Annotated in this window: 11 protein-coding genes; 4 read left to right on the plus strand and 7 right to left on the minus strand. The window is 53.3% G+C overall.

Translation table 11 applies throughout. From position 1 onward, the window contains the following. The first annotated feature begins 11 nt into the window (after window positions 1–11). From ACSF8X_RS14775 to ACSF8X_RS14790, 4 genes are all read left to right on the plus strand, one after another. Window positions 12–1136: a patatin-like phospholipase family protein gene (locus ACSF8X_RS14775; RefSeq protein ID WP_047877562.1), complete on the plus strand. Its 1125-nt coding sequence runs from the start codon at window positions 12–14 to the stop codon at window positions 1134–1136. 195 nt (window positions 1137–1331) lie between these two features. After that, a complete protein-coding gene (locus tag ACSF8X_RS14780) occupies window positions 1332–2189 on the plus strand; it encodes a GGDEF domain-containing protein (RefSeq protein WP_047877561.1) in 858 nt (285 codons plus the stop codon). Between the two features lie 145 nt (window positions 2190–2334). Then, window positions 2335–2541, plus strand: coding sequence for a YaeP family protein (locus tag ACSF8X_RS14785; RefSeq protein ID WP_047877560.1), 207 nt, complete (start codon window positions 2335–2337; stop codon window positions 2539–2541). Continuing rightward, the gene (locus ACSF8X_RS14790; RefSeq protein WP_500850307.1) at window positions 2541–2729 is read left to right on the plus strand and encodes a DUF4250 domain-containing protein; all 189 of its coding nucleotides are present in this window, start codon (window positions 2541–2543) and stop codon (window positions 2727–2729) included. Before ACSF8X_RS14785 ends, ACSF8X_RS14790 begins: the two co-directional genes overlap by 1 nt. Before the next feature lie 68 nt (window positions 2730–2797). On the opposite strand, the gene ACSF8X_RS14795 is transcribed toward ACSF8X_RS14790, so the two are convergent. The 7 genes from ACSF8X_RS14795 to lpxB all read right to left on the minus strand — a co-directional run bounded on the left by ACSF8X_RS14795 (window position 2798) and on the right by lpxB (window position 12434). Continuing rightward, window positions 2798–4009, minus strand: coding sequence for an aromatic amino acid transporter (locus tag ACSF8X_RS14795; RefSeq protein ID WP_500850308.1), 1212 nt, complete (start codon window positions 4007–4009; stop codon window positions 2798–2800). 200 nt (window positions 4010–4209) lie between these two features. Further along, window positions 4210–4518 (minus strand): c-type cytochrome, encoded by a 309-nt coding sequence (locus tag ACSF8X_RS14800; RefSeq protein WP_500850310.1) that lies wholly within the window; start codon window positions 4516–4518, stop codon window positions 4210–4212. 71 nt (window positions 4519–4589) lie between these two features. Continuing rightward, complete coding sequence (tilS, locus tag ACSF8X_RS14805; protein WP_500850311.1) at window positions 4590–5930, minus strand: tRNA lysidine(34) synthetase TilS; 1341 nt, start codon at window positions 5928–5930, stop codon at window positions 4590–4592. Between the two features lie 133 nt (window positions 5931–6063). Beyond that, a complete protein-coding gene (gene accA / locus ACSF8X_RS14810; protein ID WP_047877556.1) occupies window positions 6064–7023 on the minus strand; it encodes an acetyl-CoA carboxylase carboxyl transferase subunit alpha in 960 nt (319 codons plus the stop codon). Window positions 7024–7076: 53 nt separating this feature from the next. After that, the gene (gene dnaE, locus ACSF8X_RS14815; RefSeq protein WP_500850312.1) at window positions 7077–10556 is read right to left on the minus strand and encodes a DNA polymerase III subunit alpha; all 3480 of its coding nucleotides are present in this window, start codon (window positions 10554–10556) and stop codon (window positions 7077–7079) included. Between the two features lie 131 nt (window positions 10557–10687). After that, window positions 10688–11293 (minus strand): ribonuclease HII, encoded by a 606-nt coding sequence (gene rnhB, locus ACSF8X_RS14820; RefSeq protein ID WP_047877554.1) that lies wholly within the window; start codon window positions 11291–11293, stop codon window positions 10688–10690. Window position 11294: 1 nt separating this feature from the next. Continuing rightward, window positions 11295–12434: a lipid-A-disaccharide synthase gene (gene lpxB / locus ACSF8X_RS14825; protein ID WP_500850313.1), complete on the minus strand. Its 1140-nt coding sequence runs from the start codon at window positions 12432–12434 to the stop codon at window positions 11295–11297. Between the last annotated feature and the right edge of the window lies 1 nt (window position 12435).

A 12435-nucleotide genomic window follows, 5' to 3' on the forward strand; every position in this document is an offset into this window, starting at 1 on the left:
GGGAAAGGCGAATGAGGACGACCTCGCCAAAAATCAGTTTACTGTTAACCGGTGGTGGTGCACGCGCGGCTTATCAAGTGGGCGTGCTCAAGGCCATCGCCGAATGGTACCCTCGGGTTCATCATAGCCCTTTCACTATTTACAGCGGTACCTCTGCAGGAGCCATCAATGCCATGGCATTGGCCTGCTATGCCTCAAGTTTTCGCCTCGGCGTCAAAAAACTAGAATGGATTTGGTCGCGGCTCCATAGCCGGCGTATCTTTGCCACCAGCCCTACCGGCATGCTGGGTTTTCTTGGCCATCAATGGTTCGCCAGGTTGCAAGCCCACCACCATGCCCGCCCACCATTTGGCCTGCTCAACAACCGTCCTCTGCGCCACCTGCTCAATCAAGTCAACAACTACAACCGAATCGAAAAACAGATTTCCGCCGGCAACCTCCACGGAATCGCGATCACCGCCTCCAGTTATAAAAGTGGCGATTCGGTCAGTTTCTTCCAAGGTCAAAACAGCATCGAACCTTGGGACAGGGCACGCTCAAAAGGCCGCCGCACTTTGTTAAATACGGATCACCTACTTGCCTCGGCAGCCATCCCTATCGTATTCCCGGCAACGAGGATCGGCCAAGCCTACTATGGCGATGGGTCTATCCACCAATTAGCCCCCCTACGGCCATCATTGAAAATGGGGGCCGACAAAATCCTGATTATCGATCTCATCAACCAAAAGCTCGAACAACCCGATCACACCCGGGCTCCCGGCCTTGCCGCGCTCGGCGGGCACTTAATGGATACCATTTTCAGCGACACCCTTGCCGCCGATCTGGAAAACCTGTCGCGAACCAACACCCTGCTGGGAAACTTCAGCCCAAGCGAACAAAAGCAACATAAAATGCGGATTATCGACCATATCCTCCTTTGTCCCAGCAAATCATTTGAGCCCCTGGCAAGAGCCCATTATGGCCAGCTTCCCCCCATGACCCGCACCCTGATGCGCCTTATCGGGATCAGCCCGAAGGACGATGCCGCCATTACCAGTTACCTACTATTCGAACCCGGCTATATTCAGGCCCTGATCGACATGGGCTATGAAGACACTCTGGAACATGAAGCCATTTTACGCCACTTTCTGAACTAAAAGAGAAGCCCGCAAGGCACTGCCGAGGGGATATCATCTCCTGCCTGATAAACACCAATGAGATCCCCCCTCTCCCTCTAACTCCTTAATTTTGAGGTAATTTGTCATATATATTTGAAACAAATACAGTCAGGCTATTGAAAAAGCGTAATAATTCCCTATAGTTATCTTCCTTTATGATTTTTTGATACGGGTATGGGTCCACTTCACTGGAATTCAATCACTGCAGGCTCCAGCACCAAACCAAGGGCCAAACCTCTTGGAGCTGATCAGCGCCTGTTAATCCTACAAAAGCTTCAGGGCAAGCTTGATTTGCCGATCCTGTTCGAAATATTTGCCCGAGAAATCGAAAAGCAAATTGATATCACCCGCTTGATTTGGGAATTTGATGGTACATCAACCCAAATCCGTGGCGGTGACGCCAGCGAACACCGCCAAACATTCCTATTGCGATTCAACGGCAATGAATTAGGCAAGCTGCAATACCACACACCTTATGCGCTCGATCAAGACGAAATAAGCCTGCTGCATACCTATCATCGCCTGTTTGCCGGACCACTCACCAATGGTATCGAATACCGCAAAGTGAAAAACATGGCACTGCAAGATTGTCTGTCAGGCCTCGGAAACCGAAGCTGTTTTGAACAGGACCTGACCCACGCTATCGCAGTCAGCGAGCGCAAAACTGTCGGCCTGGTGCTGGTCATGTTCGACCTCGATAACTTCAAACAAGTCAACGACCGCTACGGCCACCCAGACGGTGACCGGGTCATCCGCCAATTCGGCAATCTGCTAAAGCAGACAATCCGTGCATCCGATCGCTGCTACCGTATTGGCGGTGATGAGTTTGCCGCCCTGCTCCAACCTGCCACCAGCGATTCAGCCATGCAGGTCTTTTCCCGAATCCTGCAACTAACACAACAGGACACAATTCTACAAACCTTGAAGATTGGTTGCTCCTGCGGGTTTGCCGAATACCAAAAAGGCGATACCGCCAGTGCCTTACTTGAGCGTGCCGACCGTCACCTCTATCAAGATAAGCGCACGCGCTAACAGGCCGCTGGTTCAAACACGGCTGACTCTGGTATAGTTTTGCCTATCGCCCTAGCACTGTGACAGTGGGTTTTCGCAAGCCTTTCCCAATCAATAATATCCCGATTGTGCAGGCAGGCGAAAACCATGCAAATAAGGAAAGACCATGAAAGTTTATGATTGCTGCGAGCTGGTCAGAATGACCTATGCCCAAATCGGTGGTGGCGAGCTTGGCTATATTCCCAATGCGATTCACTGTGCGGTAAACGCGCTAAACGCCATCGCAGCTGATGAAAATCTGCCGAAAGACACCCGTGAGCGTGCCGCTTTCGCAGCAGCCAATTTGCTAATGAGTGACCACGAGGACGCCTAATGAACTTGAGTAATTTCGAGAACATGGATCCGATCATGCTGATGAGCATCGTCAACATGAAGATCCGCGATGAATTCGGTGATCTGGATGCGTTGGTAAAATACTACGACATCGACAAAGACGCTCTTGTTGCCAAGTTGGCCACGGCGGGCTTTGACTACCTGCCGGATGCCAAGCAGTTCCGCTGAGCCTCTTGCCCGTACTGGGCACAAAAAAACGGAAGCCGCAGCTTCCGTTTTTTATTCCCTGCGGCTGGTTAGCCCCTAAAGACGGGTAGCACATTGACCATTGCCAACAGGTGGAACGCTGCGGTCAGAACCCCGAATGCAATCACCACATTGATGGTCAGACTCCCTCCCGGTACCACAAAACCCTCTTGTGCCGGTACACGCTGACGCAGTGCTTTTGCCAACATCGCCGGGATAATACATGCCCAGATGGTGGCGGCTGCACCCGCCAAGCCAATGGCGGTAACAAAACCAAATGGGGCAATCAGGGAGAACACTAAAGGTGGCAGGAAAGTCACCGCCCACGTTTTTAGTCGACCGCTACGGGTATCCTCGAAACCGAAGAAATCAGCCAAGTAGTCAAATACACCCAAGCCCACACCGATGAATGAAGATACGACGGCAGCAATCGAGAAGATATTCAACGCCTGCTTGATGCTGGTCGAATCAATACCGTTGGTCAGTGCCGACAACAGCGCATCGATACCCCCTCCCGCTGTCACCACGGGGCCAAAAGCCTCACGCGGCAAGTTGCCGAAAATACAGATCACCCATACCAGATAGAATGTCAGTGCAATCGCAGTACCAGCAAGGATCGCCTTCTTCGCACGGTGCTCATCCTGGTAATAGTCGCGCATCGTACTCACTGAATGGTGGTAGCCGAATGAGGTCAGTGCCACTGGCAACAAGGCCAGCGCATACGCGGAGTACGAGCTCTCTGTCTCGCTGACTGAGAACAGCGTAGGTACGCTGATTTGCGACGCCAAACCTGAGATCCCAAGGGCAAAACTGATCATCATAAACAAAATGAGCACAATGGAAATACGGTCTACCGCGCGGGTTGAGTGCAACACGAATGCCGAACACAATGCCACAAACAGGACGGAAGCCAGTTCACTACTCACCCCCAGCATACCACTGAAAATATCGCCCGATGTTGAGATGTAGGCATAAAGTAGAATACCGCCCACGAAATATAACGACAAGTTATTGATAAAATTTACTTTTTTACTCAGCACGTCTTTCGCAACCGTGTTGAAAGACGACTTGAAGTCATAATGCTTCAACGCTTCTAGCAGCAACCAACCAGACAGGGTCATCATGATCATGGTGACGGAAATAGCAATCACGCTCCATAGCGTCCACGCCCCCGCACCTGCGCTGGGCAATCCCAACATCCCGGCCCCGACGCAAACACTGGCGATAATACATGCTCCCCCAAGCGTGGATGGTTTACTCATAACGACTCCTAGACAACGTTTATGTATCAGCGTGCTAGTACAATAATATGCTCTGCAAAATTAAGCAACCACAGGGAATGACTTTGCTCAAAATATCACCATGCAGTGTGATGTTTTCTTACATGGTGATAGTTCAACAAAAAAAACGCCGGTTGATATTCCCTTAAGGTATCAACCGGCGCTGTGTCGAAGGAGTGAGATTATTTCATTTGAGCAAAATATGCCGCTACGTTAGCGATATCTTCGTCGTTAAGCATCGCAGCCTGAGGCTGCATCACCATCGCCATGGCACCACTGCGTTCCTTGTTTTTATAGGCTTTCATCGCGTTAACCAAATATTGCTCATTCTGGCCTTTCAGGTTCGGATACCCAGGGATCACAGCAATACCATCTGCACCATGACAAGCCGCACAAACGGCAGCCTTGGCTTTGCCCACAGCAGGATCACCAGCCAAAGCTGGTACGGAAATCACGGCAGCTAACATTGAGATGACTATGGCTTTCTTCATACATTCCTCGTTATTATTTTTCCAGTTCCGTGTTGTAATAATAAGTGACAATATTATTGTGACTTCTTTTGCTATTGATTGCATTTTTTTGATGGCAGATACCAAACGAGTTCGCATTCACCATCTACGCAATCCCGATTGACACCCAATCCGGCAACAGCCACTAACTGGTCGCCATAAAAGACCAAGGGCATCCGCCGCCGATTCCAACTCGGTACACCAGCTTCTTGAAATAGCTTTTTGAGTTTACGACGGCCAGCCCGGCCGGCCGGCCACATGTCCAACCCTGCTGGTTCGAACCGGATCGTCACTTTTTCATCAGATCTAGGGCGACGGATCCGGGCCGACCAACGTGCTTGGGGATTAACAATCTCCCCGATGCTCGTCCACGCCAATTCCCCTAACCCCGAAGGCAGATCGCACCTTTCTCCCCTGGGCCATTCAAGTACGCATCCGGCCAGTGACGGCCATTGCTCAACCAAGTACAAGGCATTTTGGAATCGACGGACGGAGAGCGATGCCCAGCATAACTGCGGATTGGCGTCTTCCCTCGCCGTCACAACGCTGTGCCAAATTTGTTCGAGTTGAGCCTGTGATGGCATTTGAGCCCCGAGCACGGAGAGCCACTGCCTGATGAGTGCTTTCCCCTGCCGCTCGCTGCCAAGCTCCGCAATCTCCAGCCCGCGATCAGGCCTCATGGCTAGGGCTAAGCGATCAGCCAATAATTCCTGAAGCAATGCTTCCTGCTCACCGCACAGCTGGGCACTGCGCGCCACCGCCTTGCGTATCCCCGGCCAGCGCTCCGTCAACAATGGCGTAATACGGTGGCGCAAAAAATTACGGTCGTAGCGCTCGTCACGATTGCTCTCATCCTCAACCCAAGACAGGCCATATGTACAACCGTAAGATTCAATCACCGAGCGGGGGATACCCAATAGTGGACGACAGTGTGTCCCCTTAGCGAATGGGGTGTAAGCCGGCATTGCCGATAAGCCCGCCGGACCACTGCCGCGTTTCATCGCCAAGATGAACGTCTCTAGCTGATCATCGGCATGCTGGGCGGTCAGCAAAACCTCACCGGTACAGATATGCTTTGCCAGCGCCTGATAACGAGCATCGCGGGCCGACTGCTCAATACTCACCCCTGCACCGACGGCAACCTGTACATGCTCGACCACACAGGGTATCCCCGCCTCCTCCGACCATGTCCGGCATTGCTCGGCCCAGTGGTCGGCATTCGAACTCAGGCCATGATGGACATAAACAGCAACACAGCTCCCGCTATTTTGCAGCAAGAAGCGCCTCATCAGATCCAACAAAACCCGAGAATCCAATCCCCCGCTCAGGGCCAATACATAACGCTGGCCGATGGGAAACCGGGCCAACGCTTCATTCAAAACGTCCAATAACATCTTGCCAATCCGCTTTTTCAAGTCCGGCCAGTATATCAGAAGAGCCCGTACCATCGCGTAGCAAGGTACAAGGCAAAAAAAACGGGCCAGCATCTAGTGCTGACCCGTCATATTACAATTAACCGCTCGGTACTTAGCAGTAACCGTAGCTCATCAGACGCTCGTAGCGGCGATCAAGCAACGTCTCGGTGTCCAATGCGTCAAGCTCAGCCAATGTGGCCAACAACTGCTGCTTTAGTGACTGGGCCATCGCTTCCACATTACGGTGCGCGCCGCCAAGCGGCTCTTCAATAATATTGTCGATCAGCTCCAGCTCCTTCAAGCGGCCAGCGGTCATCCCCATCGCTTCTGCGGCTTGCGGCGCCTTGTCTGAGTCACGCCACAAAATAGACGCACACCCTTCCGGAGAGATCACCGAATAAGTTGAGTACTGCAGCATATTGACACAGTCACCGACACCAATCGCCAGCGCACCGCCAGAACCGCCTTCGCCGACCACGTTACAGATCACCGGCACTTTCAGGCCTGCCATCACCTTGAGGTTGGTCGCAATCGCTTCTGACTGACCACGCTCCTCGGCACCGACACCCGGATACGCACCCGCAGTATCGATAAAGGTAATGATTGGCATCTTGAACCGCTCGGCCATCTTCATCAGACGAAGTGCCTTGCGGTAGCCTTCTGGTTTTGGCATACCGAAGTTACGCAATACCTTCTCTTTGGTCTCGCGGCCCTTCTGGTGGCCAATCACCATCACCGGGCGGCCGTCCAAACGGGCAATACCGCCAACCAATGCTTTATCGTCGGCAAACGCACGGTCACCCGCCAGCTCATCGAACTCGCTGAAGATATGCTCAACATAATCCAGCGTATAAGGGCGCTGTGGATGGCGCGCCAACTGGGCCACTTGCCATGCGCCAAGATCACCGAAGACTTTCTTGGTCAGCTCAAGGCTTTTCTTTTCCAGTGACTCAATTTCTTTGTCCAAATCCACCGATGCCGATGCATCGCGCTGCGACACGTCACGCAGTGCTTCGATTTTGGCTTCCAGCTCTGCAATCGGCTGTTCAAACTCAAGGAAGTTCAGGCTCATACCACTTCAATCCTTTCCCATATCCGTCACCTAACGGCGCATAACGGGTTATATTAATTAAACTCAAGCTCAACTTGCTTCTCACCCAGCAACATTTTCAGATCTGCTATCAATTGATCTGCCGGGGTAACGCGCCATTCTGTTCCCAACGTCAGTTTGGCGCGCGCATTTGAGCGCTGATAGTAAATATTGACCGGCACAGTACCAGCCCGGTGCGGTTCCAGCGCTTGGCTGAAACGCTCAAAAAACTTTTCATCAATTTGCCGTTCAGTGAGCGAGATCGCAACCCCTCTTAGGTGCTTTTCACGCGCATCTGAGATATCAAGCACTTCACGGGCTGACATTTTAAGGCCGCCATTGAAATCATCAAAGCTGACCTGTCCCGAAACCACTAATATACGGTCTTTTTCAATCAGCTCAAGGTATCGGTCAAGCGCCTCGGAATAAAGCATGACCTCCATCCGACCGCTGCGGTCATCCAGAGTCAGCAGACCAATCCGGGTTCCGCGCTTGGTGGTCATGACCCGTGCGGCGATCACCAGCCCGGCCACGCTCACCACTTTGTCACGCCCCGTCGGATGGGCATCCTTCAGTCGCCAAGTCGTGTAATGCTTCAGCTCTGACAGATAGGCATTGACCGGGTGCCCAGTCAAATACAGCCCCAAAGTATCTCGTTCACCCTCTAGCCAGACACTCTCCGGCCACTCAGGGATGTTGGCATAGGCATGCTCAACCTCTTCCGGTGCCTCGGTCAACACCCCGAACATATCCGTCTGGCCAAATGCCTCGGCCTGATGGTGTTGACTGGCAGCCTTGATGGCATCGTCTAACGAGGCCATCAGGGTAGCACGGTTCGGACCCAGGCGATCCATGGCACCAGATTTGATCAGCCGTTCAAGCACTCGCTTGTTGACCTTCTTAGTATCAATCCGGGCACAGAAGTCGAACAGATCCTTGAAGTGACCACCTTTTTCACGGGCGGCAATAATATTTTCAATCGGGCCCTCGCCCACCCCCTTGATCGCCCCGATACCGTAGACGATAGCCCCGTTGTCATCAACGTTGAAACGGTAAAGGCCCTTGTTAACATCCGGCGGCAGCAATGTGAGCTTCATCCGCAGACACTCGTCAACAAGGCCGACGATCTTGTCGGTGTTGTCCATATCAGCGGTCATTACCGCAGCCATGAATTCTGCCGGGTAATGCGCCTTGAGCCACAAGGTCTGGTATGACACCAGCGCGTAGGCTGCCGAGTGGGATTTGTTGAAGCCGTAACCTGCGAATTTCTCCACCAAGTCGAAGATCTTCATCGCCAACTCACCGTCGACGCCGTTCTTGATCGCCCCCTCCTCAAAGGTGGCCCGTTGCTTGGCCATCTCTTCCGGCTTTTTCTTACCCATCGCACGACGAAGCATATCGGCCCCGCCTAGCGTATAGCCAGAAAGCACCTGAGCGATCTGCATGACCTGTTCCTGATACAGGATGATACCGTAAGTCGGGTCAAGAATTTCCTTCAGTGACTCATGCTGCCACGTCGCATCCGGGTAAGAGATCTCCTCCCGCCCGTGCTTACGGTCGATAAAGTTATCTACCATCCCCGATTGGAGCGGACCCGGACGGAACAGGGCCACCAGGGCGATCATATCTTCGAAGCAGTCAGGCTGCAGGCGCTTGATCAGATCCTTCATCCCGCGAGATTCCAGCTGGAATACCGCTGTTGTTTCCGAACGCTGCAACATATTGAACGACTTGCTATCGGCCATCGGGATCGCGGCAATATTGACCGGCTCTTCACCCTGCGCCTCCAGGCGCGGGTTAATCATCCCCAGCGCCCAGTCGATAATTGTCAGGGTTCGCAGACCCAAGAAGTCAAACTTAACCAGACCGGCGGTTTCCACGTCGTTCTTGTCAAACTGGGTTACCGGGTTGCCCCCTTCCGCATCGCAGTAAAGCGGAGCAAAGTCGGTGATCGTGGTCGGCGAGATCACCACGCCCCCGGCGTGCTTACCGGCGTTACGCGTCACACCCTCGAGAATGCGGCACATATCAATCAGATCTTTGACTTCCTCGTCGGCGTCATAAATCTGCGGAAGCTGCGGCTCGGCATCAAACGCCTTGGCCAAGGTCATGCCCGGCTCGGCCGGAACTAGCTTGGATATACGGTCAACAAAGCCGTACGGGTGACCAAGTACCCGGCCCACATCTCGGATAACTGCCTTGGCCGCCATGGTACCGAAGGTGATGATCTGAGATACCGCATCCCGGCCGTACATCTCGGCCACGTGGTCGATAACCTGATCGCGCTTATCCATACAAAAGTCGATATCGAAATCGGGCATGGAAACACGTTCCGGGTTAAGGAAACGTTCGAACAGGAGGTCAAATTCCAACGGGTCAAGGTCGGTGATGTCCAGTGCATAGGCCACTAGCGAACCGGCACCCGAGCCACGGCCGGGACCTACCGGTACCCCGTTATCCTTCGACCACTGGATAAACTCCATTACGATCAAGAAGTAACCAGGGAAGCCCATCTGGTTGATCACCTTGAGCTCGATCTCCAGACGTTCATCATACTCAGGGCGGCGCTTAGCACGCTCCTCTTCATCGGGGAACAAGAATGCCAAACGGCGTTCAAGACCTTCTTTGGACTTCTCAACCAAGAAGTCCTCGATGGTCATATCACCCGTTGGGAAGTTCGGTAGGAAATACTCGCCAAGTCGAACCGTAACGTTGCATCGCTTGGCAATTTCAACACTGTTTTCAATCGCTTCTGGAATGTCGGCGAACAGCTCGCACATCTCTTCTTCGCTGCGCAAGTACTGCTGATCGCTATACAGTTTCGGCCGGTTTGGATCGGCAAGGGTATAACCATCATGGATGGCCACCCGGATCTCGTGGGCATCGAACTGATCGGCCTTGATAAATCGTACATCGTTGGTCGCCACAACAGGCAGGCCCGCCTCCTCGGCGAGTTCCACCGCAAAATGAAGGTAAGCCTCTTCATCCGGACGGCCGGTACGTACCAGTTCTAGGTAATAGGCATCAGGGAAATGCGTCTGGTAAAACGCCACGCATTTGTCGGTTAGTTGCTTGTTACCCTTGAGCAACGCCTTGCCGACATCACCACTCTTGCCACCGGAGAGCAGAATAAGCCCTTGCTTATGGCCAATGAGCCATTCCTTATCAATCACCGGTAGATGCTGGACGTGGCCACGCTGGTAGGCCTCAGAAATCAACAGGGTCAGGTTCTTGTAACCCTCGTTGTCAGCAGCAAGGATGGTCAAGTCACAAAGCTCATCGCCCATATCGTCAGACAAGACTTTGAAATCAGCGCCGATAATCGGCTTCATGCCGGCACCATGCGCCGAAAAATAAAATTTCACCAAACCGCAGAGGTTGGTGAAATCGGTCAGGGCCATGGCAGGCATGCCCATCTCCGCTACTTTTTTTACCAGCGGCGGGACTTTAGACAGGCCGTCGACCATAGAGAAGTCACTGTGGACACGGAGGTGGATAAAACGAGGTTCTGCCATGACTTACCAGAGTTGCGTTGGTGACAAACAAGATGGCGATTATAGCCTAAAGCGCCATCTTCTTCAGCGGCTTTCCCCCCGTGGGGACGGGCAAAAAACCGCCAGTCGGTATAATGAAGTGTAGCGCGGGATTACTCGATACCGAGAATACGTTTAACCGGCTTGAAACTCTTGCGGTGCTGATCGATCACGCCGTGCTCGGCCAGTGCCTCAAAATGCGCCTTGGTCGGGTAGCCCTTGTGCTTGGCAAAACCGTACTGCGGATACTGGGCATCGAGCTCCTCCATCTCGCGGTCACGGGTCACCTTGGCCAAAATCGAAGCAGCACTGATCTCTGCCACCCGCAAATCACCCTTGACGACGGCCTGCGCCGCCATCGGCAAATCGGGGACCTTGTTGCCATCAACCAGAACGAAGTCCGGTGTCACCGATAACCCCGCCACGGCTCGCTGCATGGCAACCATTGTTGCCTGAAGGATATTCAGTTCATCAATCTCCTCCGGCTCACAGCGTCCCAGCGACCAAGACAATGCTTTCTCTTTGATTTCATCAAACAGCACGTTGCGCTTCTTCTCGGTCAGTTTCTTGGAGTCCGTCAACCCTTCAATCGGATTGTCCGGATCAAGAATCACCGCCGCTGTCACTACCGCACCCACTAGCGGGCCACGACCCACTTCATCAACCCCAGCAATAGCACTGGCGAGAGGGTACTCAAAAGGTTCGAATTCTTTAGCCATCTTACTTATCTATCAATTTAAGTACTGCATCAGCTGCCTTGCGGTCAGCATCACAGCGAATCAACTGGTGCAGGCGGGTAAACTCCGCCATCAGCTCGCTATTATCGGCCTCGAGGAAACGGTTAACCTCCGTTGCCAGCTTCTCCGGCGTGCAGTCATCCTGCAGCAGCTCCGGTACGAGTTCGCGGTCAGCCAGAATATTGGCCAGCGAGACATACTTGGTCTTGAGCATCCGCTTAGCCAGCCAAGCTGTCAAAGGCTTGACCTTGTAGCCAACAACCATCGGCCGCTTAACCAGCATACACTCAAGGGCAACCGTGCCTGATGCCAACAACACTGCATCCGATGCGATCATGACATTGCGGGCAGTATCATCCACCAATACAAAGTCGAGTTCGGGCGCTGTCTGCTGCCACGCTTGCTCAAACTGGGCGCGGCGCTTTTGGTTTACCAAGGCCACCACAAAACCCAAATCCGGGTGTTGCTGCTTCAGCAAGCGGCAGGTCTCAATGAATGGCGGTGCCAACAGCTCCATCTCGCCACCCCGACTGCCCGGCAGCACGGCCAGCCAGCGTTTGCTGCTGTCTAAACCCAGCAGTTGCTGCGCGGCGCGCTGATCGGTTTCCAGCGGGATCGCATCTGCCATGGTATGGCCGATGAACTCACACGGAACGTTGAATTTGTCGTAGAAGGCTTTTTCAAACGGCAGGAAGGCCAAGACCAGATTGGTCGCCGCTTCAATTTTGAAGATGCGTTTCTGACGCCATGCCCACACTGACGGGCTGACGTAGTGCACAGTTTTGATCCCGGCATCTTTCAAATCACGCTCCAGGCGCAAGTTGAAGTCCGGCGCATCGATTCCGACAAACACATCCGGCGGGTTATCGGTGAAATACTTGACCAGCTCGGCTTTCACCTTGAACAGGCGAGGCAAACGGCCGAGGACTTCGACAATCCCCATCACCGCCAACTCTTCCATGTCAAACAAGGTTTCACAGCCTTCGGCCTGCATCCGCGGGCCGGCAATACCGACAAACTCCGCATCCGGATACTGCGCACGTACGGCTTGCATAAAACCGGCACCTAAAATATCGCCGGAGATTTCCCCGGCGACAATTCCTATTCGAAGTGGCTTCGTCATA

The sequence above is a fragment of the Photobacterium panuliri genome (assembly GCF_059920555.1).

Excerpts from the sequence above, each read along its gene's own strand:
- ACSF8X_RS14775 (WP_047877562.1), top strand. The coding sequence starts at position 12 with ATGAGGACGACCTCGCCAAAAATCAGTTTACTGTTAACCGGTGGTGGT.
- ACSF8X_RS14780 (WP_047877561.1), top strand. The coding sequence starts at position 1,332 with ATGGGTCCACTTCACTGGAATTCAATCACTGCAGGCTCCAGCACCAAA.
- ACSF8X_RS14785 (WP_047877560.1), top strand. The coding sequence starts at position 2,335 with ATGAAAGTTTATGATTGCTGCGAGCTGGTCAGAATGACCTATGCCCAA.
- ACSF8X_RS14790 (WP_500850307.1), top strand. The coding sequence starts at position 2,541 with ATGAACTTGAGTAATTTCGAGAACATGGATCCGATCATGCTGATGAGC.
- ACSF8X_RS14795 (WP_500850308.1), bottom strand. The coding sequence starts at position 4,009 with ATGAGTAAACCATCCACGCTTGGGGGAGCATGTATTATCGCCAGTGTT.
- ACSF8X_RS14800 (WP_500850310.1), bottom strand. The coding sequence starts at position 4,518 with ATGAAGAAAGCCATAGTCATCTCAATGTTAGCTGCCGTGATTTCCGTA.
- tilS (WP_500850311.1), bottom strand. The coding sequence starts at position 5,930 with ATGTTATTGGACGTTTTGAATGAAGCGTTGGCCCGGTTTCCCATCGGC.
- accA (WP_047877556.1), bottom strand. The coding sequence starts at position 7,023 with ATGAGCCTGAACTTCCTTGAGTTTGAACAGCCGATTGCAGAGCTGGAA.
- dnaE (WP_500850312.1), bottom strand. The coding sequence starts at position 10,556 with ATGGCAGAACCTCGTTTTATCCACCTCCGTGTCCACAGTGACTTCTCT.
- rnhB (WP_047877554.1), bottom strand. The coding sequence starts at position 11,293 with ATGGCTAAAGAATTCGAACCTTTTGAGTACCCTCTCGCCAGTGCTATT.
- lpxB (WP_500850313.1), bottom strand. The coding sequence starts at position 12,434 with ATGACGAAGCCACTTCGAATAGGAATTGTCGCCGGGGAAATCTCCGGC.